Source organism: Enorma massiliensis phI, assembly GCF_000311845.1.
GTDB classification, from domain to species: Bacteria; Actinomycetota; Coriobacteriia; order Coriobacteriales; family Coriobacteriaceae; genus Enorma; species Enorma massiliensis.
Window position 1 is genome coordinate 939,612 of record NZ_HE978574.1, and the last position, 25,821, is coordinate 965,432.

The window sequence follows — 25,821 nt, forward strand, 5'->3', positions numbered from 1 at the left end:
CGATACCGCTGAAGGCGCGGCGCCCGTGGAAGACCATCGCCCCGGCCGTGCCCGCCGCGCTGCAGCCGACGGTGCGAAGCGTGCGCCGCGAAAGCGCCGGACCGCGTCTGACGAGGCCGCGGCCGAGGCCGCCGGAGCAGCTCAGGACGCCGCCTCGTCTGGGGAAGCTCCCTCTGCCGGCCCCGAGGCGCAGGCTGCCGATGCCCGCGAGGCGGCCGCGGATGAGCGCGCGCCCCAAAGCTCCGATGCTCCGGATGCCGCCGAGGAGGGCAAGGCAGCGCGTGGAAAGCGCGACCAAGGCGCGCATCGCACACACGCCCAGCGAAACGACCGCGCCGCTGACCAGCGAAACGACCAGCGCAACGATCGACGCAACCGTCAGCAGAATCGCAAAGCACGCAATAACCGCAACGCGCCCGTCGAGCCAAGCCTCTCGCGCGAAGACCTTGCGGCCATGAAGGTCGCCGAGCTCCGCGAGAAAGCGCGCGAACTGGATCTCGACATCACGGGCAAGAAGAAGGCCGAGCTTGTTGAGGAAGTCTACGTGGCCAATGCCCGTGCAGAAGGCTTCCGCGAGATTACCGGCATTCTCGATATCTCGCACGAGGGCTTCGGCCATATCCGCGCCCACGGCTACATGCCCAGCCGCGACGACGCATTCGTTCCGGCGAACCTCATCCGAGCTGCCCGCCTGCGCGCCGGCGACCTTATCGAGGGAACGCTTCGCCCCTCGCGCCCCGGCGATAAGTTCCCCGGCCTGTCGAAGATCAAGTCGGTGAACGGGCTCGATCCCGAGGAAGCGCGCAAGCGCCCCAAGTTCAGCGACCTTACGCCCATCTACCCCAATGAGCAGCTCAAGATGGAGCACGGTAAGGATTCCATCACCGGTCGCGCCATCGACATCGTGAGCCCCATCGGCAAGGGCCAGCGCGGCCTCATCGTCTCGCCGCCCAAGGCGGGCAAGACCACCATCCTGAAGAAGATCTGCCAATCTATCGCGGCGAACAATCCCGAGGTGCACCTGATCTGCCTTTTGGTGGACGAGCGCCCCGAGGAAGTTACCGATATGCAGCGCTCCATCAAGGGCGATGTGGTGGCCTCTACCTTCGATATGCCCGCCGACAACCACACCCGCGTATCTGAGCTCGTGATCGAGCGAGCCAAGCGCATCGTGGAGATGGGCGGAGACGTCGTGGTGGTGCTCGACTCCATCACACGTCTCGCACGCGCTTACAATCTGGCAGCGCCGGCTTCGGGCCGCATTCTCTCGGGCGGCGTCGATTCCGCGGCGCTCTACCCGCCCAAGCGCTTCTTGGGCGCTGCGCGGAACATCGAGAACGGTGGCTCACTCACCATTCTCGCCTCCGCCCTCATCGACACCGGCTCCAAGATGGACGAGGTGATTTTCGAGGAGTTCAAGGGTACGGGCAATATGGAGCTCAAGCTCGATCGCGATCTTGCCGACCGCCGCATCTTCCCGGCTATCGACCCGGTCGCTTCGGGTACGCGCAACGAGGACCTGCTCATCGATCCGCAGATGCGGCCCTTCGTGTGGGGCATCCGCCGCGTGCTTGCCAACATGTCCAACACCGAGCGCTGCGCCTCGGCCTTCATCAAGGGCCTTAAGCAGACGAACACGAACGAGGAGTTCCTCATCCGCTCCGCCAAGCGCGCCCAGGACCACGGCGAGTTCTAAAAGTGATAAAACGAACTCGGTTCGTTTTATCATGTTCGGGTGGTAAAGCGAGAGTAAGGGTTTTCAAGTTTTTGCGAGGCGTCTGCAGCTTTCGTGCTGCGGGCGCCTCGTCATGAGGTATCGTGCACCGGGGGCCTGCCGCGCATTGCTATTCGGCGGCGCAGCCCCACCCCAATCCACCTGCGTGTGAAAGGCGGTATGCGATGATCGAGTGCTACAAGACGGCAACGGCCGGTTCCATCGAAAGAATCGAGGCGCCCGAATCGGGCTGCTGGGTCAATGCGATCGCCCCCACGCCAGAAGAACGCACCTGGTTGGAGGAGGAGCTCGGCGTGCTGCCGGAGTTCGTTCGCTCGGCCCTCGACGACGAGGAGACCTCGCGCATCGATTACGACGAAGACGTGAACCAGACCTTCGTCATCGTCGACTACCCGGTCGCTCCGGGTGAAGAGGGAGCTCCCGATGCGCGCCAATACGACACGATGCCCCTCTCGATGGTGTTCATCCCGGAGAAGAGCCTGTTCGTGACTCTGGGCCTTTACGACAATCCCATCACGCGCGACATGGCCGCCGGCCGCGTGCGCGGCGTCGACACGCGGTTCCGCACGCGCTTCCTGCTGCAGATCCTTCTGCGCATCAGCCAGCTCTACCTCGTTTACCTGCGGCGCATCGACCGCCTTTCGTCTGCCACGGAAGAGAAGCTCCATGCTTCGGTGCGGAACGAGGAGCTCATCCAGATGCTCGACCTCGAGAAGTCTCTCGTCTATTTCTCGACTTCGCTCAAATCGGACGAGGTGACGCTCAACAAGATCATGCACGGGCGCATCATCCCGCTGTACGAGGACGACCAGGACCTACTCGAAGACGTGCTCGTCGAGATCCATCAGGCAATCGAGATGTGCAACATCTATTCCAACACGCTGTCGGGAACGATGGACGCGTTTGCGAGCATCATCTCCAACAATCTGAACATCGTGATGAAGGTGCTCTCGGTTATCACGATCGTGATGGCTATCCCCAACATCGTGTTCGGCTTCTACGGCATGAATGTAGGCCTGCCTTTCGAGGGCGTGCCGCTGCTCGATAACTGGGCATTTCCGACGCTGTTGGCCGCTGTCGCTTGCCTTATCGCGGCGTGGATCTTCAAGCGCAAGGGCATGTGGCACTAGGGTGGCCGGCACGGGCGGTCGCTACCCAGGCTGATAAAACGAACCCGGTTCATTTTCTCATTTTCGCGGAAGTGATAAAACGAACCGGGTTCGTTTTATCACTCTGGGGTCGGGCGCTAGATGACGCCGAGTGCGCGCTCCGCGGCGATGACTGCCTTGTAGGGGAGAACGCGGGTGAGCGCGTAGAGTGCCTTCATGTCGATCGAGGGAATGCAGAGGCTCTTGCCTGCGCGCGCCGCGGCGAGTGCCGAGCGTGCGACATCCGTTACCCGTTCGTAACCGACGATACTCATCTGCTGCATGGCGCGCACGTCGCCTGGTTCGTTGAAGAATTCGGTCCGCATGTACTTGGGGCAGACCGCCGTCGCGTGGATGTCGACCGGGCCGAGTTCGGCATCGAGGGCGCGCGTGAAGTCGAGCATGAAGCGCTTGGCCGAGCTGTAGAGCGTAAGGTCGGGCTGGGGGATGAACGCAGCCACGCTCGCCACGTTGATGATGCGCGCCCCGCGCCCCATAGAGGGGAGCGCGCGGTAGGTGAGCTCTACCGGCGCGCGCATGAGCAGGTTGACCTGGTCGGCGACCTCGTCGCGCGAGAGCTTGGCGAACGGTCCGAAGGTGCCCGCGCCCGCGTTGTTGATGAGCAGGGCCACCTGCGTGTCGGGCGTCTCGGCGAGCGAGGCCTCGACCACGTCGTACGAAACGGGATCGGTGAGGTCGAGGCAGAAGGGCCGCACGGCGGTTTTGCAGGTGCGCACGAGGGCGTCGAGGCGGTCGGCGCGGCGGGCAATGGCCCAGATCTCGTCGATCGAACCGGCCGCCCCGCCATCGATGAGCTTCACGAATTCTCGGCCGAGGCCAGACGATGCTCCGGTGACGATGGCGATGCGAGACATGGCGGCTCCAATCCACGGGTTGCGTTTTCCTTGCTTGTTCCCCAAAGCGAGGCTTCTCAAGCGGTGCTTGCAGGATGCAGCTGCCGCTTCACGGGTCCTTTGCATCGCGCGTCTCTTCATCCTGCCGTTGAGCCCGCGCGCGTCTGCCGGTCGAATCCTGCCGTTAACGCGAAACATACACGCCCCTGGCGGCTTCCCTTGCATTCTATGGGGGGTTCTCGCATAATAGCGAGTAGCTATCGCGACGGAAAAATGCAGATGAACCGTACCACCTTCCGTTGTTTTTGGGACCCAGTTCGTGTCCCGGCAACCCCGTCATCATTTTTTCGCAAGCGAGCCATAGCTGGTAGGTGCTGGCAATCGAGCTAGCGAGAGATGAAGGAGTGGCCATGGCAGCTTCTGGTTCAACTTCACGTGCGGTCTACGCAGGTCTTTCCTGCGGGTTCGTGTTCGCCGTTCCGGTTGCCGCCTATGTTGCGACCATGCCGTTTCCGGATGCGAACAGCTCGGTGACCTCGCTCGCCCTTCCCTTCACGATGGGCGCGCTCGCGGGCGTCGGAATCCTCTCTGCCGTGTCCGCCGTGGGGCGTCGTCATGCCATTACGGAGGAGGGTGACGCCGAGGACTCGTCGCCCAGCGCCTCCTCCTTCTCCTCCACAGCGTTCGAGCAGCGCGAGCAAGATGATCTTGAGCGTTTCTTCGGCACCCGGCGCGTGCCCAAGGATGTTCCGGTGATCGCTCGCGCCCAGGATGCCATGTCCGAGGCTGATGCCTGGGCAGATATCGATTCCATACTGTCCGAGGACTCGCCCATCAGCTGCGATGCCGCTACCTCCAAGGATATTTACCAAATCGCCTTCGAGGAGCTTCAGCGCGAGACGAGGGCGGCCCAGGATGCATCGGCATCGTCGGCTCAACCCACCGGCCAGGCGCCGGCATGGGCGGCTGCGAGTGCCGTCGCCTCGATGCACCAGCAGCCTGCCACCGCAGTGTCTCAACCCGCTGCTCGCAGCGCGACAACCGTGCTCGAGAGCCCGGTGCCTGCGTCTCAGACAGCGTCGGTGGGGGATAGGGACGAACTCGATACCGAGGCTGCCCAGCGCGCGGCGCTTGCCTCCCTCGACGAAATCGACGGGGAGAGCCTTCGCACGGCAAGCGAACGGGCGGTGCGCTCCGCGGGCGCGGGCCAGTTTGCCTACCCGGTCATCTCCGCAGGCGCGCAGCCGGCCGGTGCCGTTTCGCGCACTGCCGCGGCTACGGGGAACGCAGCCGTTGCAACGGATAATGCAGCTGCGGGCTATGCAGGGCGCGAGGATATCTGGGCGTCTGCGCTCGACATCCTTGCCGAGGGCACATCCGGTAGCAAGGGCGCCGAGCCCCAGGCGGTTCCGTATGTGGGCCGTCACATGCGTCCGGCAGCCGCGCCGGCAGATGCGGCCCGCGCCGCGGCCGTGGCCGAGGGCCGTCGCGCCAACCAGATGCACCAGCATGTGAACAGCCTCATCGAAGAGGAGCTCGGCCAGGTTCCCTCCTCGAGCGTGCGGCGCTCGAGCCGCGAGTACCTGCGCGTTATCCAGGGCGGAACGGCTTCCATGCCGCGTCTCCAGGCGGAGGCATAGGCTTTGCGCCTCTCTAAGCCGTGGCTATTCGCTGCAATCATCATGGTCCTCATCATCTGGGGAAATTCGCTCGTGCCTGGTTCTGGCAGCGGCTCGCTGAGTCTGTCGGTGGTAGAGGCGGTGCGCGGTGCGCTCGATGCCTTGCGCCTGCCAAGCGATTGGGTGACGAACTTCCTCGTGCGCAAGACCGCTCATTTTACTGAGTACGCCGTCCTGGGCGTTCTCGTGGCGCATGCATTCGATCCGGAGCGCACCGCCGAGCACATGCGCCTCGCCGCCATCTGCCTCGCACTGGTGCTCGTTCCCTCGATAGACGAGACCATTCAGCTCTTCGTGGCCGGGCGCTCTGGTCAGGTAACGGACGTGCTCCTTGATTGCTGCGGTGCCGCTACGGGGGTTCTGCTCACCTATCTCGTCTGGCGCCTTCGCCGCCGTGAAATGCCAACACCGGGTGATTCCGATTCATCCTGAGTGAATCGCCAACACCGGGTGATTCTGATTCATTCACTTGCTTGGCCCATCGGGCAACCTGCCACGTAGGCAACTCAACAGAAAAATGCACCGCTCGCCGATTTCACTCTGGACAAGACGCGCTAAAATAGATGTGCATGTCAGCTTCGGTTGGCCATTTCGCCATGGTCAGCCGAGTTCAAGCACAACAGAGAGGAGAGGCATGCAGTACACAGCAGAAGTGGAGAACATGTGCCCCGTCGCCAAGGGCGCATACCACGGCCCCGCGCCCATCCCCGAGGAGGGCAAGTGGGTTCAGGCCAAGGAGATCTCCGACATCTCGGGCCTCACGCACGGTGTGGGCTGGTGCGCCCCGCAGCAGGGTGCGTGCAAGCTCACCCTCAACGTCAAGGACGGCATCATCGAGGAGTGCCTCGTTGAGACCCTCGGCTGCTCGGGTATGACCCATTCCGCGGCCATGGCCTCCGAGATCCTTCCCGGCAAGACCATCCTTGAGGCCCTGAACACCGACCTCGTTTGCGACGCCATCAACGTTGCCATGCGCGAGATCTTCCTCCAGATCGTGTACGGCCGCAGCCAGACCGCGTTCTCCGAGGGCGGCCTGCCCGTGGGCGCTTCCCTCGACGACCTCGGCAAGGGTCTGCGCTCCCAGGTCGGCACCATGTTCGGCACCAAGGCCAAGGGCGCTCGTTACCTCGAGCTCGCTCAGGGCTATGTGACCCGCATGGCGCTCAACGACAAGAACGAAGTCATCGCGTTCGAGTTCCTGAACCTCGGCAAGTTCACCGATGCCCTCAAGAACGGCAAGTCCCCCGAGGAGGCCGTCGCCGGTGCCATGGGCCACTATGGTCAGTGGGAGGCCGCGGCGAAGTACATCGATCCGCGTACCGACGAAGAGACCCATACCGTCGAGAACGTGTTCCCGGTTCACGAGTAGAAGAAAGGGAGGGAAAGTACCATGGCTGTGAATTTCGAAGGTTACGAGCGCCGCATCGAGAAGATCAATGCGTGCCTCGCTGAGAACGGCATCTCCTCCCTCGAGGAAGCCGAGCAGATCTGCCTCGACAAGGGCGTGAACCCCCGCGAGATCGTCGAGGGCGTTCAGTCCATCGCGTTTGAGAACGCCAAATGGGCCTACACCCTTGGCTGCGCAGTTGCCATCAAGAAGGGTGCCAAGACCGCTTCCGAGGCCGCTTCCATGATCGGCGAGGGCATCCAGGCCTTCACCGTCCCCGGCTCCGTTGCCGAGGACCGCAAGGTCGGTCTGGGCCACGGCAACCTGGGCGCCATGCTCCTCGGTGACGACACCGAGTGCTTCGCGTTCCTGGCCGGCCACGAGTCCTTCGCTGCTGCCGAGGGCGCCATCGGCATCGCGATGAACGCCAACAAGGCTCGCAAGAAGCCCCTGCGCGTCATCCTCAACGGTCTGGGCAAGGACGCCGCCCAGATCATCGCCCGCATCAACGGCTTCACCTATGTGAAGACCCAGTTCGACTACTATACGGGCGAGCTCAAGGTCGTCGAGACCATTCCGTACAGCGATGGCCCGCGCGCCGAGGTCAACTGCTACGGCGCCGACGACGTCCGCGAGGGCGTTGCCATCATGTGGCACGAGAACGTCGACATCTCGATTACCGGTAACTCCACCAACCCCACGCGCTTCCAGCACCCCGTCGCGGGCACCTACAAGAAGGAGCGCCTCGAGGCCGGCAAGAAGTACTTCTCCGTGGCCTCTGGTGGCGGCACCGGCCGTACCCTGCACCCGGACAACATGGCCGCCGGCCCTGCCTCCTATGGCATGACCGACACCATGGGCCGCATGCACTCCGATGCCCAGTTCGCCGGCTCCTCCTCGGTGCCTGCGCACGTGGACATGATGGGCCTCATCGGCATGGGCAACAACCCCATGGTCGGTGCGACCGTCGCCTGCGCCGTGGCCGTGAACGCCGCCCTCAACGCCTAATGTGAAATTAGGACAGAGGTAATTTTACGAAAGGCCGCCGTTCGGGTTCGTCCGAGCGGCGGCCTTTTCATGCAAAAATAGGACAGAGGGAATTTTGCATCGCATCGCATAGCGGCGGTAGCAAAAACGCCACCGCCTGGATGTTTCAAGCGGTGGCGTGCAGGACTGCGTATGGAAACAAGGACGAACGGACGCGACGGAGTGTGTGAGCGCCCGTGTGCGCGTTTCTCGGCTACTGAACCTTGCGAACGATGCCGAAGGGCGTGCGCTGAGAGGCCTGGCCCAAGGGATTGTCGTGCAGGATGTCGATGAGCGTTTCGTTGGAGTAGGGGAGGTTGTAGGCGCCGAGGATCTCGCCACCAAGGTCGTTCTGGTCGATGATGGCAACGCCGACGTTCTTGCCGAGCGCCTCGGCGATCTTCTTCGCGGATTCAGCGGGTTCGGCAGGGGCTAGAGAGACATATTCGTTGTAGGGAGGGATGGTGTAGGAGCACGGTCCATCGATAGACGCTGCCTTGCGCCCTGCAACCATGTAGAACCAGCCCCGTTTGCCCACGAGCTTGCCAAGGGCGCCTACGGCCGCAGCAAGCAGGATGCGCGGCGTTCCGACCTCCTGAAGGGCCATCTCCATCGTCTCGGGCATGCCGAGGCCGATGCCGGCCGGGGTCTTCGTGACGAACTTGGTGAGGAAGCGCGCGAGCGGGCGCGGGTGGATGTCCGTGAGCTTGACGGCGCGGCCCTGGGTGCAGCCGAGTGCCTTCTCAGAAAGCACGATCACGTCGTTGGGCTCGCAGTTGGGGCCAACGTAGCGCTGGGCAACCTCGCAGATGTCATCGCTCTTGTCGAGCACGTGCGTCTGCACGCCATAGCGCTCATAGCTCACGCCGTCGACAACGCGCACCTTGTTCTTCTCGTCATTGACGATGAGGTTGTTCATGTTCGTATCCATTCGGTCTCCCGGTGATGATCCTTGTGCCCAACACGGCGCATCTATCATACCGCAGTGCATGCGGCCCTGGAGCAGGCTCGCTGCGGCGCGACGGATGCTCCAAAATAATTTGAAGAAAGTACTTGCATCCGTGGGCGAGGCCTGCAATAATAATCAAGCGCTTTGGCGCGAGGAAACACGGTGGGTGTAGCCCAGTTGGCTAGAGCGCCGGGTTGTGGTCCCGGAGGTCCAGGGTTCGAGTCCCTGTACCCACCCCACTGTTTCTTGATATGTGGACCGGTAGCTCAGCTGGTAGAGCAGGGGACTCTTAATCCCAAGGTCCAGGGTTCGAACCCCTGCCGGTCCACCATTTGATTTTCGAGCTCCTCAGGGAGCTTTTTTCATGCAAAACCAGTGCAAAACCAGGACAGAGGGATTTTTGCATGCCTGCGCCTGTCCCTTGCAAAACCAGGACAGAGGGATTTTTGCATGCGCCTGCCCTGTCCCTTCTCGACTCGTTGGGGAATAAGGACTCTAATCGGGGGAGGTGGGTGCGTATGGCAAATGCACCTCGGCGACGTTCTGAAACAGGCGTGTACCATGTGGTCGTTCGCGGGAACGGGCGACAGGTCCTTTTCTACGACGATGCGGACCGTCAGGCCTTCTTGGCCATGCTTGCTCGGCGGACATCTGATGCCGGCATGAGCATCTGGGCGTGGTGCCTCATGAGCAACCACGTTCACATGCTTCTTGAGGATCAACGAAACGAGCTAAGCCACGCTATGCAGATGCTGCTCACGGGCTATGCTCGGTATATCAACGATAAGACGGGGCATGTCGGCCACGTCTTTCAACAGCGGTTCTTTAGCGAGCCTATCGAATCGGAGCGATACCTCATGGCGGCCGTGCGCTACGTCCACATCAACCCGGAAAAGGACGGCATTGAGGCTGCATCAACGTATCGATGGAGCAGCTATGCCGAGTACACGGGCGGCGCACTTGCAACTAAGGAGCCGCTCTGCACGACGAAGCCCGTGCTTGATGTATTGGACGGCCCACAGGGCTTTGTTGAACTCTGTGGGGGCGCAGAGCTCCATGAGGCAGGTTTTGAGGGCTCGCTGCACCTTTCTGATGCGGAAGCGATTCGTTTGGCAGATGAGATTGCGCGGGCGCGCGGGTTCGCGCGCCTGATGGAAGTTCGCAAGCTGCCGCGTGCCGAGCGCGACGCCGTGATTCGCCAGCTGCGCGGTAACGGCATGACTATCAACCAAGTGGAACGCGTGACCGGCGTCGGAAGGAGCATCGTCGCGCGCGTCCATTAGCGGTCGAATGCAAAATCCCCTCTGTCCTGATTTTGCAAGCTAGGAGAGGATGCCGTCGAGGGTGCGCCAGGCGAGCTCGGCGCACTTCACGCGGGCAGGCATGTGCGAGATGTCCTTGAGCTGTGCAGCCTCATCGAGGTCTTCGAAATCGTCTTCGGAGAGCTCCTCACCGCGAATCATCGCGAAGAACAGCCCAGAGAGACGCTTGGCTTCCTCTACGGTCTCGCCGGTGATAAGGTCGGCCATGATGTCGGCCGAAGCCTGGCTGATGGCGCATCCGTGGCCGGTGAAGCTTGCTTCCTCGATCACGCCGTTCTCCACACGCAGCATGAGCGTCAGCTCGTCTCCGCAGCTGGGGTTGATGCCGTCGTGGCTATGGGTGGGGGAATCCATCTCGTACTTGTAGTCCGGGTGCGAGTTGTGCTCCATGAAGGTGGTCGAAGTATAGATATTGCCCATGGAGGGTCCTTTCGTGCGTGCTGGAACGAGCCATTCTGGTCATTTTGGGACGGGGTTAAAATGACTCATCGGGGCGGGGATGAAAAAGCTACTGCTCCAAACAGCTCCGTCCCATTTTGATTCAAAACAACCCCGTCCCATTTTGACTCATTTTGCCTAGTTGAAGGTGCGGTAGACGGTTTCGAGGCCGTCGATGAAGGCGTCCACGTCGTGCTTGTCGTTGTAGAACGCGAGGCTCGCGCGGCAGCAGGCGAGGTTCTCCACGCCGAGCCAGGTGAGCAGCGGCTGGGCGCAATGGTGGCCCGCCCTGATGCACACGCCCTGCATATCGAGGATGCTCGCCACGTCGTGCGGATGCACGCCGCGCACGTTGAAGCTGATGACGCCGTGGTGGCGATCCCAATAGATCGAGCCGATGATATCCACATAGGGCAGCTCTACCATGCGGCTCATCGCGTAGTGAACGAGCGCCTGCTCGCGCGCTTGCACGGTGTCATAGCCCACCTGGTTCACGAGGTAGTCGAGCGCTGCGCCCGTGGCGTAAATCCCGGCCGCATCCTGAGTGCCCGCCTCGAACTTCTCGGGCACGGGAGCCCAGACGGCATCCTGCTCGGTCACGGAGTCGATCATCTCGCCGCCTGTGAGGAAGGGCGGCATGGCCTCCAAAAGCTCCAAGCGGCCCCAGAGCACGCCCACGCCCATGGGGCCCAGGGCCTTGTGGGCGGAGAAGGCGAGGAAGTCCGCGCCCAGCTCGCGCACGTCGACCGGCATATGCGGCACGGACTGGGCGGCATCGACCACCAGGTAGCCACCGTGGGCGTGCGCGGCCGCGGCGAGCTTCTCGACCGGCACGCGGCAGCCGAGCACGTTCGACACCTGCGTGCACGCCACGATTTTCGTGCGCGGGCCGATCTTCTCGGCAATCTCGGCATCGGTGAGCTCACCGGTCTTGGTGGGGTAGAGGTAGACGAGCTTGGCGCCCGCCGCGCGGCATGCCCGCTGCCACGGAATCAGGTTGGAGTGGTGCTCCATGATGGTGATGGCTACCTCGTCGCCCGGTTCAAGGACCGTGGGCGCGAAGGAGCTCGCCACGATGTTCAGCGACTCGCTCGTGTTGCGCGTGAAAACGACCTCGTTTGCGCGCGGCTTGCCCGCCTCGTCAACGGCGCCGATGAGGCCCGCGATCTGCGCGCGCACCTTGGCGATGGCCTCGGTCGCCTCCACCGAAAGCGAGTACAGTCCGCGCAGCGGGTTGGCGTTCATGGTCTCGTTGAAATGCTTCTGCGCTTCCAGCACGCAGGCGGGGCGCTGCGCGGTGGCGGCGCTGTCCAAAAAGGCGATGTCCGGATGCTGGGTGAATAGCGGGAACGCTGCCTTGAAGGGGTTGGTCTCGATGTCGATGCGCGGCCAGGCGCGCGAGGCGGCGTCGGAGGCATCCAGCACGCCCGGTGTGGGCGCGGTGCAGGACTCGCAGGCTACGGACTCGGTGTCAATCATGCGGCATCCTCCTTGGGTGCGTCGATGTCGTCGGTAAAGCCGGGGATGAGGGCCTCGCCCAGGCGAAGGACGGAGGCGCGGATGCGCTCGTCCGGCGCGGAGAGCGCGGCGTCCTCGAGCTTGGCACGGATGAACAGCGCCTCGGCAGCCTCCGCGGACACGCCGCGGCTCTCAAGGTAGAAGAGCTGCTCAGGGCGAACGTGCCCGATCGTGGCGCCATGGTTGCCCGCGACGTCGTCTTCGTCGCAAAGGATCGTGGGCACGGTCTTGTTGTCCACGCCCTCGCTCGCCAGAAGGACGGTCTCCTGCTCGGAGCCCTCGCTGCCCTTGCAGCCGTGCACGAGGTCGATTGTGCCGCGCAGCACCTTCTTGCTGGTGCCGGCAAGCACGCCGTTGGCGTTCATGTTGCTCACGGTCTTGCGGCCGCGCTGGCGAACGACGTAGTTGAAGTCGCGCTGCTCGGAGCCGGAAGCGAGGTAGCGGGTGTCGATATCCAGGCGAGCGGTGTCACCGCGCACGTCGGCGGCAAGGCCGGTGACGGTGAGCTCTCCGCCGAGCACCACGTGGCGCACATTCACGCGCGCGCCCTCGTCGAGGACGTAGCCTTCGTCGTCCAGCAGCATGGCCGTAGGCGTTCCCAGGGCGTAGACGGTCACGTTCACGCGGGCATGTGAACCGGCGAAGACGCGGAGCGTGGTACCGGCAAGTGCCGCGGTAGCGTTGTCCTCGGCGCCCATGGCGGCCGTCGCGTCGAGCGCGATGACGAGGTCGAAGGTGGAACCCGGTGCGGCAACGACGTCGATACTCACCGCCGCGGCCTCGCCAGCCTCGGCCTCAACGCGGACGGTTGCCCGCTCCTGGGTGTCTTTCGCCGCCGCGAGCACCATGGTCTCGCGGGCGAGGAAGTTCAGGTAGGCGCGGGCGTCTGCGCCGATGCCGGTTTCGAAGGCGGTGGCAACGTCGAGCGCGGCCTCCTCCAACGCGGCGCGCTTCTGGTAGCGCGAGAGCGCGGGGAGCTCGAGGTCGGCTGCGGGGGCGTTGGCAGAGCCGCTTTCAGCCGTCTCGGCCGTGCCGGGCATCTCGGCTGCACCGTCTGCCGCGACGTTGCGGGCAGCATTCTCGGCCAGTGCAGCGCGCACGCAGGCACGGTCATCACCCGCGCTGCCCTCGTTCGCCGTCGCGCGTGCCGCGTCGAGGCGCGCCTGCAGTTCGGCCACCGCGCCCTCGAAGCTCATGGCGTGGTCGAACAGGCGGTCTTCTGCGTCAACCTCCATCGAGCCGCCGGGTGCCAGGCTCATCGGAATCTCGATTTGCGTATCGTTCATGCGCAGCCAGCCCCAGGTGGGGGCGGGCATGGCGTTGGCGTGTCGTATCTTCAGAGCGTCCAAAGAAGACCCCTTTCGATCGTATCGCGGGCAGGGCATTCGGGCGTTCGCAGTGCCGCAGATTGCCGTGAAAGAGGAGTGGCGCGTACTTGGGTACGCGAGCGACGATTGAACGGCAAGGCGGGGTGCTGCGGCCGGCCGGCGGGATACGTCATCCAATAGCCCCTTCCATCTCCAGCTTGATGAGGTTATTCATCTCGACGGCGTACTCGAGCGGCAGCTCCTTGGCCACCGGCTCAGCGAAGCCGTTCACGATCATCGCGCGCGCCTCCTCCTCGGAGATGCCACGGCTCATGAGGTAGAACACCTTGTCGTCGCCGATGCGCCCGATGGTGGCCTCGTGGCCTACGTCCACGTGCTTGGCGCGGATGTCCATGGCGGGGATGGTATCCGAGCGGCTCTGGTCGTCGAGCATGAGCGACTGGCAGCTCACGCTCACCGCGGAGTTCTCGGCTCGCTCCGTCACCACCACGGAGCTGCGGAAGGTCTGGATGCCGCCGCCCTTGGAGATGCCCTTGGTCTCAACGGTCGCGCTCGTCTCGGGCGCGTTCAGCACCACCTTGCAGCCGGTGTCGAGGTTTTGCCCCGCGCCGGCGAAGGTGATGCCCGTGAAGCTCGAGCGGCTCCTGCGGCCGTTCAGCACGCTCATGGGGTAGAGGTAGCCCACATGGCTGCCGAAGCTGCCGCTGATCCACTCGATCTCGCCCTCGTCGTCCACGCGGGCGCGCTTGGTGTTCAGGTTGTACATGTTCTTCGACCAGTTTTCGATGGTCGAGTACCGCAGGTGCGCGCGCTTGCCCACGAAGAGCTCCACGGCGCCCGCGTGCAGGTTGGCCACGTTGTACTTCGGCGCCGAGCAGCCCTCGATGAAGTGCAGGTCGGCGTCGTCCTCCACGATGATGAGCGTGTGCTCGAACTGGCCCGCGCCCTTGGCGTTCAGGCGGAAGTAGCTCTGGAGGGGAAAGTCCAGCTTCACGCCGGCGGGCACGTAGACGAACGAGCCGCCGCTCCACACCGCGCCGTGGAGCGCGGCGAACTTGTGGTCCGTGGGCGGGATGAGCGTCATGAACTTTTCGCGAATGAGCGCCTCCCACTTGGGTTCGTGGAGTGCCTCTTCGATGCCGGAGTAGACGATGCCCATCTTCGAGGCCGTGTCCTGCATGTTGTGGTACACGAGCTCGGAGTCGTACTGCGCGCCCACGCCGGCCAGGTAGCTGCGCTCGGCCTCGGGGATGCCCAGGCGCTCGAAGGTGTTCTTGATGTCGTCGGGCACCTCGTCCCACGTGGCTTGCTGGTCGGTGTTGGGCTTCACGTAGGTGACGATGTGGTCCATGTCGAGGCCGGCGATGCTGGGGCCCCAGGTGGGGTTGGGCATCTTGTGGTAGGTCTCGAGCGACTTCAGGCGGAAGTCGAGCATCCACTCGGGCTCGTCCTTGCGCTCGGAGATCTCGCGCACGATATTCGGCGTGAGGCCGCTGTCCAGGCGCTCGAAGCCCTCCTCGCTATCAACGATGTCGTAGAGGGTGCGGTCGATGTCCGCGACCTCGGTGCGTTGCTTTGCCACGGCCGCCTCCTAGCGCTCGATGACCGCGGAGAGATCGGCTGGGGAGAGCTCGGCGCCGGAGCTGTCGCCCGCTGCCTCCTGCTCGAAGCGCTCGAAGCCGTGCTCGTCGATCCAGTCGATGAGCGAAGCGTCGCCCTCATGCACCACGCGGCCGTTCACCATCACGTGCACGCGGTCGACGTCGAGGTGCTCGAGGATGCGCGTGTTGTGCGTGATGATGAGGAGCGTTCCGTCGCAGCTCTTGCGGTAGAGCTCCATGCCGCGGCTCACCACGCCGAGCGCGTCTACGTCGAGGCCCGAGTCGGTCTCGTCCAAGATGGCGAGCTTGGGTTGCAGGAGCAGCAGCTGGAGCATCTCGACCTTCTTCTTCTCGCCACCGGAGAAGCCCACGCCCAGCTCGCGGTTGAGGTAGGCGGGCGGCATGTCGAGCTCCGCGCAGAGCTCCTTCATGCGGCGGCGGAACTCCTTGCCGCGCATCTCCAGGCCGGGGCGGTCGGCGATGGTGGCGCGCAGGAAGCTCGAGAGCGGCACGCCCGGGATCTCGACCGGTGCTTGGAAGGAGAGGAAGACGCCGGCGCGGGAGCGCTTGTCCGGGCTGAGCTCGGTCATGTCTTCACCATCGAAGGCGATGGTGCCGGCGGTTTGCGTGTAGGCGGGGTCGCCCATGATCACGTGGCCGAGCGTGGACTTGCCGGCGCCGTTGGGGCCCATGAGCACATGGGTCTCGCCAGCGGGAATGGTAAGGTCGATGCCGTGGAGAATGGTCTTCTCGTCCACGGCGGCGGCAAGCCCCTGAATGGAGAGGAGCGGGGTCTGGGACATGGTTTCTCCTTGCTGTGAACTCGGATGTTAATCCTAGGAATTATCTCGGATTAACGATAAAATGATTGCGCTCGAAGTCAAGGTTAATTCCCACTAATCCACTAGGATTTCGGAGCTCAGGGCCGGTGAAACAAAAACACCGGGTGATTATGTTTCACGCGGGTTGAGCGGGGTGCGAGGTCTGGGTGAGCCCCCGGCTTCGGGTCTTCCGGTGTCACGGGATGGCGGGGTGAGACAATTTGCCCCGGCACGTTTGTCTCATTGTTTCGAAGGAGGCGGCATGCTCATTTCTTCCAAGGGGCGGTACGCTCTCCGCCTCATGATCTACATCGCGGCGTTCGGTGATGCCGAGGGCAAGATCGCCCTGCGCGAGGTGGCCGATCGCGAGGACATCTCGCTGAAGTACCTAGAGCAGCTCGTGCGCCCGCTCATGCATGCGGGGCTCCTCACGAGCGTGCGCGGCAAGGGCGGCGGCTATGCGCTCGCGCGCCCGGCGGACGAGATTCGCGCCGGCGACATCCTGCGCGCCGCCGAGGGCACCACGGCCCCCGTCGCCTGCGAAGGGCTCGAGGGGGCGTGCCATCGAGCCGATCTCTGCTCCACAGTCAAATTCTGGACCGGGCTCGACGAGGCGATCGAGGCGTATGTGGACGGAGTAACCCTTGCGGACCTTGCGCGCGTGCCCGAGATCGATCTGAGCATCGATTAGGCGGCTCTCGCTCGCGTGCCGATTGGCGCCGGTCGTGCTTCAAGAGACACTTGTGCCGGGTGAAACTGTCTCATTTCAGGGAACAGAGACACTTGTGCCGGGTACAACTGTCTCATTTCAGAGTATCCTGGGGGCCTTTCGTCCGGGCCTCACGGTTCCTGTGCGCGCTGGCTGAGTTTGCCGCAACGGCGCCTCCAAAATAGGGGGCCCGACACTTTCAAGCTCTACTTCAACCTTAATTGACTTCCTTAAGCTTCGTGTGAATGCCTTGACCCGCATTTTGGGCCCTTGGCATACTGGGAACCTCTCGCGTGCTGCGAATGAAACCTTAACCGCACCAGCTCCTCGGAGCCGCAGATTGGAGAGCTTCATGAAGCCTCGCCACATCGCTATAGCATCGGGCCTTGCGCTCACGTTGACCTTCGGCGCCGTGCAGGCAACCACCGCCGCATTTGCCGAACCGAGCGCTTCCGCAGACGCGGATGCCGCTGCAACCGGTTCCGCCGCGGCCGGCAGTGCCGACTCCGCCGCAGACGATACGGAGGAGCAGCTTCCCGCACCGGCGGACTACGATAAGGCCGATTTCTACGAGAGCGCCCCTGCCGTCTCGGCGCGTTCCGCGCGCTCGGCGAGCAGCTCGAGCCTCTCTTCGGTCTCTGTCTCGAGCGAAATGAAGTACTTTACCAAGTACGAGAGCCACAGCAACTATCGCCAGGGCTTCAGCTATGGCGATGGCTACAACGCGCTCGGCTACTACCAGTTCGACCGCCGTTACTCGCTCATCCCGTTCCTCACCCAGGTGTACAACGCCAACCCCACGAAGTACTCGATGCTCAAGGCCGTGATCGACCGGGGGAGCGAGGTCAAAAGCGCCTCGTCTATGTACGATAGCGGCAGCAAGACGTTGACCGAGCTCGGCCAGCTCGTGCAGAGTGCCTGGTATGCCGCATACGACGCCGACCCGGCGGAGTTCTCTGCCTTCCAGGATGCGTATGCATACAATAGCTACTATGTGCCGACCGAGCGCTGGCTGAAGAGCGAGCTGGGGATCGACATGTCTGGCCGCGCGGACTGCGTGAAGGGCATGGTGTGGGGTCTGTCCAATATGTGGGGCACCCGCGGCGTGAAGAAGGTGCTGCGTGGCGCGAACCTCTCGAACGACATGACCGATCGCGAGTTCGTGGCGGCGCTTTCCGCGCAGATGACCGACAACATCGAGAAGTACAGCTCGCAGACCCAGTATTACAAGGGCTGGAAGGACCGTTACAAGAACGAGCTGAACGACTGCCTGGCATTTATCTCGCTGCATGAAGCGGAAGACGAGGCGGCGGGCGGCGCGGCAGGTTCGACCGACGATGCGACCAATGGAGCGGCCGGCGATTCTGCGGGAGATGCGGGCGGCTCGGCGGGCGATGCCGGCGCGGGCTCTGGTTCGGATTCCGGTTCGGACGAGGGCGCCGGGGATAGCACGGGATCCGGTTCGAATAACGGCACGGCTGGCGGCTCGAATAACGGGGCATCCGGCTCCGGTTCGAATGGCGCTGGGTCTGCCGGTGATTCGGCTGGTTCCGGCTCGGGCTCTGCAGACGATGCGCCGAGCAATGGAGCTACTGCTGGCGGCGATTCCGCGGGCGGAAGCGGCGGCAGCTCTTCGAACAGCGGGTCGGCGAACAACGGCGCTTCGAATGGGGGCAGTTCCACGAACGGGGCCGCAGATGATTCGGTTGCGGGCGGCTCCGGTTCCAACGATGCTTCTAACAACGGTATCTCAGGCGGCGCTTCGAACGGCGCGTCCAATGGGGCTGATGCCGACGATTCCGCAGATAAGAGCGACGGTGCGGCGGGTGACGCTTCATCCGACGATACTGGATCGGATGAGGATACGAAGGAAGGTGCATCGTCCGACGGCACCGGCCAAGACGAGTCGAGTGCGAACGGTGCAACAACGGATACGGCGAAGCAGGACGATGGGGCCGCTTCGAAGAAGGGGCCTTCGACGACGTCTTCCAACGGGGACGAGAATGCTTCCGGTGATGCAAGGGACGCGGGCCCGGATGCGAAGAAGAGCTCCGATGAGGCTACCGATGGGGCTGCTGAGGATGCGGGCGGCCGCATGCCGCAGACTTCGGACCTCGTTATGTTCGCTGGCTTTGCGGGAGCGAGCGCGGCGACGTTCGGAGCCACGTTCATCGCTGCCGGTAAGCTTGGCTTGAAGCGGCGCAAGGACGACGACGCCGAGTAGCGCGATCGAGCTCCGGTTGCTTGCTGCTATGGCTATCTGAGCCAGGGGATAGCGGACGCTTGCAAGAGGGTTGAGCGGGTGCGTGCGAGTTTCGCGCGTACCCGCTTTTGCGTAAGCAGGGCTTTAGCCTGTGCGCCGCGCGCAACGTGTCGCGCCAAAACCCACCCGCTAAGCGAATGGACGATAGTGCTCGTGCAGCGCATTTCGTCGTGACGGCGCGGATGGTTGCGTTCTGGCCAACGGGGCGGCGGTTGAGCCTGCCGGGCTGTGCGCGGGCGTGGTGAAAGGCGATTGAGCTTGCAGGAGGCGGGGCATACGAAAAAGCCCCAACCGAAGTTGGGGCCTTGCATTCGTTGGTAGCCCGTACCAGATTCGAACTGGTGATCTCCGCCTTGAGAGGGCGGCGTCCTAAACCGCTAGACGAACGGGCCATTATGGCTGGGATGGAGGGAGTCGAACCCCCATTGACGGAACCAGAATCCGCTGTCCTGCCATTAGACGACATCCCAGTGGCATCACGCGGCAACCCGCGTGCGACCAAATATATTACGGCAGCTTGTTCCCACGCGCAAGAGGATTTTTGCATTTGTTTGAAATATGGACCTCTTGCGTGTGTGAGAATTGCGGGGCTACGGCCGGTGCCTCGCCGTATCGGATGTTACTGCGGGGGATCGCATACCTTGCAAGCGGTGTATCCTCTGCTCTTTGCGCTGGACAGAGAGATGGAATGACACGACTGCCTCAGATACCGGCATCCATACCTATGGTATTTAGAGCCCGTATCAGTTATATAGACAGTCTGTCCCGTTGGCTCTGAGCTCGAATTCTGTTGTCTCTGCGCTTCTTGTCGAGCGGCTTCTTGCTGCCGTGCAGCTTCTTCTGCTGCGGCTTGGGCTTCTGCAGCTGCTTTCTCTGCAGCACGCTGTTCAGCGAGCTCTTGAGTTGCTTGCGTGTCTACGGATGCGGAGAGCTGGACGGAAACATCATCACGTTTGGAAAACGTACCGCGCCGTGCGGAAATCGAATAGACCGTATCCCCGATTGTGAATGAGGAGGGGCTTATTGAGAAGACATAGCTGCCACGCGGATAGTTGCTCAGAACGCGCGTCTCCCCAAAAGCCATCTCGAAGGAGTCGGTAAAAGGATTGCCTTCGTCGGTAGTACCGCTGACGGTAATCGTTGCCGTAGTCGTTTCGGTTGGGACAATCGCATTGCCCAGTGAGAAGGTAAGTTCGCCATCCAAGGGGATGTATTCAAGAGGAATCTCTATCTCGGAGTCGCATTCAAGTCCAAGCTGACACTCGAAGCTATCTTCTTCCGGTTCAAAGAGCATCTCTTCGAATTCGAGGTCGTCGGCATCAACGGTAAACGTGTATGTGCCCGTCTCATAGTCGGATAGCGTGAGCGGGGTATTTGGTTCCACCTCAAGGGTGTCGTTGACGTTTTCTCCACGCGTTGTTTCGCCTGAGACGAAGACGGTTATCTCACCGTAGGAGTCTTTCCATTCGGGCGCGTCAATGGTTAGGGTAATTGCTCCCGGTTGCGGGTGATAGAAAGATAGTGCTAGGGAAAGGATTATTCCGCCAGCGGCAAGAGTAGTTGCTACTTTGGGAGCTTTCTGCTGGTTGCTGGGTACGCCCGAGAAGCGCTGCATCGCAAGCGCGAGCACGCCGATTATGGCACCGATAATCGGCAGGGTTTGCCCACAGAGCCCGAGGACGAGCGCGGCGATGGCGAGAATCAGGGGAGCAAGAAAACCCTTTCCCTTCGGGTAGTGGTATGAGGCATCCTTTAGCCTTTCTTCGGGAATCATGCCCTCTGGCTGCGCATCAGGTTGCCCGCCCTGCTCGTTCTTAACTTCTTTCATGCTGCCCCACCAGTATCTCCGATGTTCTAATGCGGTCGTAAAGGCCCAAATACTATACTAGTTCAAAACCAAGCAGATTGTTGCATGTGGGGTATCAGATGGGTTGGCGATTCAGGAGAACGATCAAGGTCGCGTCAGGGATTCGACTGAATGTTTCAAAGTCTGGCGTGAGCACGACTATTGGCTCGCGTGGGGCATCGGTCAATATAGGGAAAAGGGGCGTTTACCGAAACCTTTCGATTCCGGGGACTGGGCTGTATCGTAGGGACAAAATCTCGGGTGGTGCACCGGCGCAGCGAAAGGCGAAAACACGGCAACCGGCAAATTCGACCATTGCTAAGCAGGAGGTTTCTGTGTCCAGACAACAAGTTCGTTTATACGGAAACACTCAAATGGATGTCCAGCCGAGCAAAGGAGAGCGTCAACCATTTGATCCTTCTGCTCAGATGCTTGAGATTTGGCGGTCTGCACCTACCCCCTCAAGCAGTGAGGCATTGGAAAAGCAATTGCAGGCTTTGAAACCCGAGCGATACACGAAGGCGGTTTATCATGTTCCCGCGCCGCGGCTCGTTGACCTAGAGGAAGAGCTATCCCGCGAGGCGGATGAGCATATCCATACGCTTGCGTTTTGGAAATCGTATCGGATGAAGGACGCGTATGTAAAAGAGCATATCGTCGAGAAGTATCAGCAGAAATACGACGAATGGGAATCGCAGCGCAGGGCCTTTGAAGAAGGCGAGGCGAAGCAAGAGCGGTTTCAAAACGAAGCATATGAGAAGGTCTATACGGAAAAGCGAGATATTCTCGTGGCTCGGCTAGAAGGAAAGACGGAACTTCTATCAGGTGAAATCGAGCGCATTCTGACCGAATCAAATATACCCTTAAGGAAACATATATCTTGCAAGGTGCGTTGCTCTGCCAATGCAGTGCTCATCGACGTGCAGCTTCCACCCACTGGGTTGTTTCCGTCTGAAGAGCTTGTCTCGCTGAAAAGCGGAACAACAAAGACAAAGCCGAAGACGCAGAAACGCATGCGTGAAGAATACGCCTGCTACATGTTTAGCCTTGTTGCCTATTTTGCCGCCAAGGTGTTCGACGTCAGCCCCGCTATTGAACAGATTATTATTTCGGCGCATGCTGTCCGGGAGAATAAAGCGGGAGAAGAAGCGGACGAGTATATCTACTCGGGCAGGTTCCTGCGAGATTCGCTTTGCAGTGCAATCGTGGAGGGCACCGACCCCGAGGATCTTTGCTTGAGTGTTGACGGCCAGTGCAACATGACCAAGACAAAGATTTTCAAGGCGATTCAGCCGATTGGGGTGTTCTAGTCGATCGAGTTATTCTTTTTGAACGTGGTCGATGGGCCGACTCCCACGATGGGTCTTTTGCGAGATTAAGCGGAAGTTGCATGGTTCATCAAGATTTGCCCTTCGCCCTCGCAAAGAACCACCTCCTCACCCCCCCCTCGGCAGTACATACAGCACCCCCGTCAATACGCTCGAGCCCACGACATGAGCCGCCAGCATGATCGGCCAGACCGCAATCGAATGCGCGTCGCACCAAGTAAAAAGAACGCTCCACGGGGCAGCATTGAGCACGACGAGGTGTATGCGGAATAACGGAAGCGCGTTCCTTCCGATCCAGGCGAGGAGGCGCGTGGCGGCGGGCAGCCGCTCGGAAGTGAGCCCGCTCAGCTTGATCAAAACCGCGGCGCCGCATATCCCGCCGATGACGTCGATCGCGCCGTGCTGGTACGTGTTGCTCACCATATACAGCTGCCCATAAAACGCGCCGCAGTACAGCCACGTCATGAGCGTGCAGACCCACAGCGCAGGAGGCAGTGCCCCTTTATCGAACAGGCCTACTTCCTGCGCTTTCTGCCCTGCAAGCATAAACAGCACCGCGCAGAGCGCCGGCTGAATGCTTAAGGGGAGCCAGATTATGTTCTTGGTTTGGACGCTCACGATATATAGAACAATGGCGAGGATGCCAGGCCATTTGGTCTCGTTTATCGATGCCAAGGGAATCTTGCCCCAGAAGAGAGCCCAAAGGCACCGGATCGCTCCGATTGCGATGACGCCTTCGGGCATGCCGGGAAAAACATATAATTTTGCTAGACGTTATCGTTCAAGCTAGTGCCGGAGGTTTTCTGTGAGTTTGAATATGGATGGTCTGCCTCTTCCGGTTCAAAAGGAAATCCAGTATCTATTTGCTGCGGAATTACCACTTAACGAAATCGGGCCAGATATTTTTATCGTAAACGCATTCATTGCAATGTTCGCATTCTGGGCAGTTCGTAAGATAGGGCCTTATGCAATTGATCGTTACTACATCGAACCCTACAGTAATGTCTCTAGAAGTGCCGCGATGGCAAACGTGCTATACAGGATATTTGCCCCGGTGGTCGTTTGCGAGGCGATACATTTAGGTCTTGCGTGTCTGCTATATCTTTCATGTCACAGATTATGTGCAGTGGACTGGCGCTGGCTTTCTGTGGCATTCTACTGGGTTTTCATGTTTGTCGCGAAGCTGGTAAAGAGGCTTTTTCTTTCGCCGAAAGGGTTCGCATTCGAGGCGGTGGCATCGATTTGCCTTTGCATAATATTTGATGTGGCGGTAATAAGTCGTATTCCCCAAGAAGGATTTTCTGTTTTTGATGAGACGAACGTTGGTTTTCAGATTCTAATTGCTATCGGTTTCATGGTTGTCTATTGGATTACATCCTTAATCATCGGTTCGAGCGAATTCGGAGAAGATGCCTCTGTTGCCTTGACGGAGAGACTCGAAAAGAGGCTTTACGGCTATCTTAGGAGCTACAAGCAGATAATACATGATTGTGGGTATGAAAAACTATTTGAGTCGGATTATCTATTTAAGTCAATAGTTCTCGCTGTCATGTACATTGAGGATACGAATAGGCCTAGGACGATTCGCAAAATAGAGAACGTGCTGTCCTATCTCGGTATATGCAAAACCACTGGCATCATGCAGTGCAAGGCAGCAAGCGATAAAGATGCTTCGAAGCCATACTATACGGATGAGCAGAGTGTACGAGTTTCCCTGCCTAGGCTTGAGAAGTGCTGGCGGGTTTTTATTCGCTCTGTCTCAATGAGCGGTACTGATGATTCGAGTGCAGGCTCAATCTGGTTCACCCAAAACTGGTATTCGATTAATGCGGAAGAGTTGGAAAGGATGATAAGGCGTCGCTTTTCTTTGATTTATGGGCAATATCGAGGGTCAAAGGCATTGAACTGTAACAAGCTGTTTGCCGAGGTCCTTGATTTTGTCAAAAGAGAGAACAACCAGATGATCCCCTCCAGGATAACCGTAGCCTCTGGGCTATTTGAGGACTTGGCCAAGGCAAACCCTGATTCCGTCTTAACGATAGCTTCTGGAAAACTTAATTTCTACGGGTATCATGAGCTGGAGCCTGGGCAGGGAGTGCTTTGGTCGTTGGGTTGGCATAGCAAGTTAAGCACAGATATGAGCAATATCGTTGATTACCTGAGAAAGACGAATTCCATTACAATTGATTCAATCCAGGTCGTCGACGGGGTGTTCTGCAAAATTACATACAACGGTCGTTTGTTTAGCGGATTGGATTTAGATCCTAACGAGTGGTATGCATTTGAAAAGCCAAAATCGAAATAACGGTACGTGGCGCTTAGTCACGGTAAATCGATGAGAAGTGGGGCCATAAGCGGCTGGTTGGGAATGCTTTGCCTGGATGAAGGGCGTCGTATGGTGCGAAAGCCTAAACTGAAGGGCGTATCTAAATAAAGAAGTCGGCGCGTGCATACAATGCTGCTTCATTCAGCTGGTATAGAAAAGCACGAAGCTACGAGAAAGGTACGGCATTGTTCGAGCCCACCAACATCATCGTCACCGGCGGCTGCGGCTTCATCGGGTCGAACTTCGTCCATTACGTGGTGCGCGAGCACCCCGGCGTGCACGTGACCGTGCTCGACAAGCTCACCTACGCCGGCAACCCGGAGAACATCGCGGGGCTGCCCGAGGACCGAGCCGAGCTCGTGGTGGGCGACGTCTGCGACCGCGAGCTTCTCGACCGCATCGTCCCCGGGCACGACGCGATCGTGCACTACGCGGCGGAGAGCCACAACGACAACTCCATCGCGGACCCCGAGCCCTTCCTGCGCACCAACGTCGAGGGCACCTACGCGCTCCTCGAGGCGGCGCGCAAGCACGGCGTCCGCTACCACCACATCTCGACCGACGAGGTCTACGGGGACCTGGCGCTCGACGACCCGGCCCGCTTCACCGAGGAGACGCCCTACCGTCCCAGCAGCCCCTACAGCTCCACGAAGGCGTCCTCGGACCTCCTGGTCCGCGCCTGGCACCGCACCTTCGGGGTCCGCGCCACGATCTCCAACTGCTCCAACAACTACGGCCCCTACCAGCACGTGGAGAAGTTCATCCCGCGCCAGATCACCAACCTGATCGGCGGCGTGCGCCCGAAGCTCTACGGCGACGGCCTGAACGTGCGCGACTGGATCCACACCGACGACCACTCCTCGGCCGTCTGGGCCGTCCTGACCCGCGGCCGCGCCGGCGAGACCTACCTGATCGGCGCCGACGGCGAGAAGAACAACATCACCGTCCTTCGCGAGATCCTTAAGGCGTTCGGCCGTGACGAGGACGACTTCGACTGGGTGCGCGACCGCCCCGGCCACGACCGCCGCTACGCGATCGACTCAGCCAAGCTCCGCCGCGAGCTGGGCTGGGAGCCGGCCCACACGGACTTCGCCGAGGGCCTCGCCGAGACCATCCGGTGGTACCGTGAGAACGAGGCCTGGTGGCGCCCCGCAAAGGCGGCGACCGAGGCGAGGTACGCCGCCCAGGGCCAGTAGGGAAAACTTCCCGCCTGCATTAGGGCACGGACGAGATGGCAAAGTCCGCAAACTTATTGGCGGAATCGGCATGGTGTACAAGCGCTGTGATATACACAATCTATTAGAACAATCTACCTTGAATCAGTCGGCCGATTCGAAGGTATATGGCGCATAGCGCGCTTGCTGCGATTCTGAGATTGTATATCGACCTGGTACGCTTTACTCGCTGGCAGAAGATGTGAGGCAATTAATCGGAGCCGCGAAGCCATGACTTATGTATCGGTCTAGTTAACTCATATTCTGTATGCGTATTGGATTTTCAAGCGGACGCGCTCAAGCGGGCACTGCTGCATCCAGCTATCAGT

Annotated in this window: 21 protein-coding genes, 4 tRNA genes and 1 pseudogene; 15 read left to right on the forward strand and 11 right to left on the reverse strand. The window is 60.9% G+C overall.

What is annotated here, in order from left to right; genetic code table 11:
* Positions 1-1,696, forward strand: a 1,696-nt coding sequence (rho, locus tag HGEM_RS09695; RefSeq protein ID WP_230197215.1) for a transcription termination factor Rho, incomplete at its 5' end; no start/stop codon positions are given.
* A 203-nt stretch (positions 1,697-1,899) separates the two neighbouring features.
* Entirely contained in the window at positions 1,900-2,865 is a 966-nt protein-coding gene (locus HGEM_RS03885) for a magnesium transporter CorA family protein (RefSeq protein WP_022348630.1), read from the forward strand.
* A 116-nt stretch (positions 2,866-2,981) separates the two neighbouring features.
* Here the strand turns inward: HGEM_RS03885 and HGEM_RS03890 are convergent, their stop codons facing one another.
* Positions 2,982-3,758 carry an SDR family NAD(P)-dependent oxidoreductase gene (locus HGEM_RS03890; RefSeq protein WP_019128102.1) on the reverse strand — a complete coding sequence of 259 codons (777 nt, stop codon included), beginning with the start codon at positions 3,756-3,758 and terminating at the stop codon, positions 2,982-2,984.
* 389 nt (positions 3,759-4,147) lie between these two features.
* Here HGEM_RS03890 and HGEM_RS10455 point away from each other — a divergent pair, with 389 nt between their 5' ends.
* The 4 genes from HGEM_RS10455 to HGEM_RS03910 all read left to right on the forward strand — a co-directional run bounded on the left by HGEM_RS10455 (position 4,148) and on the right by HGEM_RS03910 (position 7,811).
* A complete protein-coding gene (locus tag HGEM_RS10455) occupies positions 4,148-5,377 on the forward strand; it encodes a hypothetical protein (RefSeq protein WP_019128103.1) in 1,230 nt (409 codons plus the stop codon).
* A gap of 3 nt (positions 5,378-5,380) precedes the next feature.
* A complete protein-coding gene (locus HGEM_RS03900; RefSeq protein WP_019128104.1) occupies positions 5,381-5,848 on the forward strand; it encodes a VanZ family protein in 468 nt (155 codons plus the stop codon).
* Positions 5,849-6,050: 202 nt separating this feature from the next.
* A complete protein-coding gene (locus HGEM_RS03905) occupies positions 6,051-6,785 on the forward strand; it encodes an iron-sulfur cluster assembly scaffold protein (protein WP_019128105.1) in 735 nt (244 codons plus the stop codon).
* A gap of 21 nt (positions 6,786-6,806) precedes the next feature.
* Positions 6,807-7,811, forward strand: coding sequence for a GGGtGRT protein (locus HGEM_RS03910; protein WP_019128106.1), 1,005 nt, complete (start codon positions 6,807-6,809; stop codon positions 7,809-7,811).
* Between the two features lie 232 nt (positions 7,812-8,043).
* Here HGEM_RS03910 and HGEM_RS03915 read toward each other — a convergent pair whose 3' ends face one another.
* Positions 8,044-8,760, reverse strand: coding sequence for a coenzyme F420-0:L-glutamate ligase (locus tag HGEM_RS03915; RefSeq protein ID WP_019128107.1), 717 nt, complete (start codon positions 8,758-8,760; stop codon positions 8,044-8,046).
* Positions 8,761-8,940: 180 nt separating this feature from the next.
* Here HGEM_RS03915 and HGEM_RS03920 point away from each other — a divergent pair.
* The 3 genes from HGEM_RS03920 to HGEM_RS03930 all read left to right on the forward strand — a co-directional run bounded on the left by HGEM_RS03920 (position 8,941) and on the right by HGEM_RS03930 (position 10,061).
* Positions 8,941-9,017: transfer RNA gene (locus HGEM_RS03920), tRNA-His, on the forward strand.
* Between the two features lie 16 nt (positions 9,018-9,033).
* Positions 9,034-9,109: transfer RNA gene (locus tag HGEM_RS03925), tRNA-Lys, on the forward strand.
* A 187-nt stretch (positions 9,110-9,296) separates the two neighbouring features.
* On the forward strand, positions 9,297-10,061 hold the full coding sequence (locus tag HGEM_RS03930) for a transposase (RefSeq protein WP_019128108.1): 765 nt from the start codon (positions 9,297-9,299) through the stop codon (positions 10,059-10,061).
* A 39-nt stretch (positions 10,062-10,100) separates the two neighbouring features.
* On the opposite strand, the gene sufU is transcribed toward HGEM_RS03930, so the two are convergent.
* From sufU to sufC, 5 genes are all read right to left on the reverse strand, one after another.
* Positions 10,101-10,520 carry a Fe-S cluster assembly sulfur transfer protein SufU gene (gene sufU / locus HGEM_RS03935; RefSeq protein ID WP_019128109.1) on the reverse strand — a complete coding sequence of 140 codons (420 nt, stop codon included), beginning with the start codon at positions 10,518-10,520 and terminating at the stop codon, positions 10,101-10,103.
* Between the two features lie 156 nt (positions 10,521-10,676).
* Positions 10,677-12,017, reverse strand: coding sequence for an aminotransferase class V-fold PLP-dependent enzyme (locus HGEM_RS03940; protein WP_019128110.1), 1,341 nt, complete (start codon positions 12,015-12,017; stop codon positions 10,677-10,679).
* Entirely contained in the window at positions 12,014-13,405 is a 1,392-nt protein-coding gene (locus HGEM_RS03945) for a SufB/SufD family protein (protein ID WP_019128111.1), read from the reverse strand. The genes HGEM_RS03940 and HGEM_RS03945 overlap by 4 nt, the downstream gene beginning before the upstream one ends.
* 148 nt (positions 13,406-13,553) lie before the next feature.
* Complete coding sequence (gene sufB, locus HGEM_RS03950) at positions 13,554-14,966, reverse strand: Fe-S cluster assembly protein SufB (protein ID WP_019128112.1); 1,413 nt, start codon at positions 14,964-14,966, stop codon at positions 13,554-13,556.
* Positions 14,967-14,975: 9 nt separating this feature from the next.
* Complete coding sequence (sufC, locus tag HGEM_RS03955) at positions 14,976-15,788, reverse strand: Fe-S cluster assembly ATPase SufC (protein ID WP_019128113.1); 813 nt, start codon at positions 15,786-15,788, stop codon at positions 14,976-14,978.
* Positions 15,789-16,068: 280 nt separating this feature from the next.
* Between sufC and HGEM_RS03960 the strand changes: the two genes are divergently transcribed.
* Together HGEM_RS03960 and HGEM_RS03965 are read left to right on the forward strand one after the other, a co-directional pair.
* Positions 16,069-16,497, forward strand: a complete 429-nt coding sequence (locus HGEM_RS03960; RefSeq protein ID WP_019128114.1) for an RrF2 family transcriptional regulator — start codon at positions 16,069-16,071, stop codon at positions 16,495-16,497.
* 370 nt (positions 16,498-16,867) lie between these two features.
* A complete protein-coding gene (locus HGEM_RS03965; protein WP_035100657.1) occupies positions 16,868-18,739 on the forward strand; it encodes a hypothetical protein in 1,872 nt (623 codons plus the stop codon).
* Positions 18,740-19,093: 354 nt separating this feature from the next.
* Here HGEM_RS03965 and HGEM_RS03970 read toward each other — a convergent pair.
* The 3 genes from HGEM_RS03970 to HGEM_RS03980 all read right to left on the reverse strand — a co-directional run bounded on the left by HGEM_RS03970 (position 19,094) and on the right by HGEM_RS03980 (position 20,606).
* Positions 19,094-19,170 (reverse strand) — tRNA-Glu (locus HGEM_RS03970).
* Between the two features lie 4 nt (positions 19,171-19,174).
* A tRNA-Gln gene (locus HGEM_RS03975) sits at positions 19,175-19,248 on the reverse strand.
* A gap of 149 nt (positions 19,249-19,397) precedes the next feature.
* Positions 19,398-20,606: a DUF4190 domain-containing protein gene (locus HGEM_RS03980; protein WP_019128116.1), complete on the reverse strand. Its 1,209-nt coding sequence runs from the start codon at positions 20,604-20,606 to the stop codon at positions 19,398-19,400.
* A 98-nt stretch (positions 20,607-20,704) separates the two neighbouring features.
* On the opposite strand from HGEM_RS03980, the pseudogene HGEM_RS10660 reads away from it, so the two are divergent.
* Together HGEM_RS10660 and HGEM_RS03985 are read left to right on the forward strand one after the other, a co-directional pair.
* Positions 20,705-20,857, forward strand: a pseudogene (locus HGEM_RS10660) (DUF4236 domain-containing protein); the annotation flags it as partial.
* A gap of 102 nt (positions 20,858-20,959) precedes the next feature.
* A complete protein-coding gene (locus tag HGEM_RS03985; RefSeq protein WP_230197216.1) occupies positions 20,960-21,934 on the forward strand; it encodes a hypothetical protein in 975 nt (324 codons plus the stop codon).
* Positions 21,935-22,060: 126 nt separating this feature from the next.
* Here HGEM_RS03985 and HGEM_RS03990 read toward each other — a convergent pair whose 3' ends face one another.
* Complete coding sequence (locus HGEM_RS03990; protein ID WP_154646801.1) at positions 22,061-22,627, reverse strand: hypothetical protein; 567 nt, start codon at positions 22,625-22,627, stop codon at positions 22,061-22,063.
* Positions 22,628-22,757: 130 nt separating this feature from the next.
* Here HGEM_RS03990 and HGEM_RS03995 point away from each other — a divergent pair, with 130 nt between their 5' ends.
* Entirely contained in the window at positions 22,758-24,257 is a 1,500-nt protein-coding gene (locus HGEM_RS03995; RefSeq protein WP_019128119.1) for a hypothetical protein, read from the forward strand.
* Between the two features lie 206 nt (positions 24,258-24,463).
* Complete coding sequence (gene rfbB, locus HGEM_RS04000) at positions 24,464-25,474, forward strand: dTDP-glucose 4,6-dehydratase (RefSeq protein ID WP_019128120.1); 1,011 nt, start codon at positions 24,464-24,466, stop codon at positions 25,472-25,474.
* Positions 25,475-25,821 lie beyond the last annotated feature (347 nt).

Excerpts from the sequence above, each read along its gene's own strand:
- HGEM_RS03885 (WP_022348630.1), top strand. The coding sequence starts at position 1,900 with ATGATCGAGTGCTACAAGACGGCAACGGCCGGTTCCATCGAAAGAATC.
- HGEM_RS03890 (WP_019128102.1), bottom strand. The coding sequence starts at position 3,758 with ATGTCTCGCATCGCCATCGTCACCGGAGCATCGTCTGGCCTCGGCCGA.
- HGEM_RS10455 (WP_019128103.1), top strand. The coding sequence starts at position 4,148 with ATGGCAGCTTCTGGTTCAACTTCACGTGCGGTCTACGCAGGTCTTTCC.
- HGEM_RS03905 (WP_019128105.1), top strand. The coding sequence starts at position 6,051 with ATGCAGTACACAGCAGAAGTGGAGAACATGTGCCCCGTCGCCAAGGGC.
- HGEM_RS03910 (WP_019128106.1), top strand. The coding sequence starts at position 6,807 with ATGGCTGTGAATTTCGAAGGTTACGAGCGCCGCATCGAGAAGATCAAT.
- HGEM_RS03915 (WP_019128107.1), bottom strand. The coding sequence starts at position 8,760 with ATGGATACGAACATGAACAACCTCATCGTCAATGACGAGAAGAACAAG.
- HGEM_RS03930 (WP_019128108.1), top strand. The coding sequence starts at position 9,297 with ATGGCAAATGCACCTCGGCGACGTTCTGAAACAGGCGTGTACCATGTG.
- sufU (WP_019128109.1), bottom strand. The coding sequence starts at position 10,520 with ATGGGCAATATCTATACTTCGACCACCTTCATGGAGCACAACTCGCAC.
- HGEM_RS03940 (WP_019128110.1), bottom strand. The coding sequence starts at position 12,017 with ATGATTGACACCGAGTCCGTAGCCTGCGAGTCCTGCACCGCGCCCACA.
- sufC (WP_019128113.1), bottom strand. The coding sequence starts at position 15,788 with ATGTCCCAGACCCCGCTCCTCTCCATTCAGGGGCTTGCCGCCGCCGTG.
- HGEM_RS03960 (WP_019128114.1), top strand. The coding sequence starts at position 16,069 with ATGCTCATTTCTTCCAAGGGGCGGTACGCTCTCCGCCTCATGATCTAC.
- HGEM_RS03965 (WP_035100657.1), top strand. The coding sequence starts at position 16,868 with ATGAAGCCTCGCCACATCGCTATAGCATCGGGCCTTGCGCTCACGTTG.
- HGEM_RS03980 (WP_019128116.1), bottom strand. The coding sequence starts at position 20,606 with ATGAAAGAAGTTAAGAACGAGCAGGGCGGGCAACCTGATGCGCAGCCA.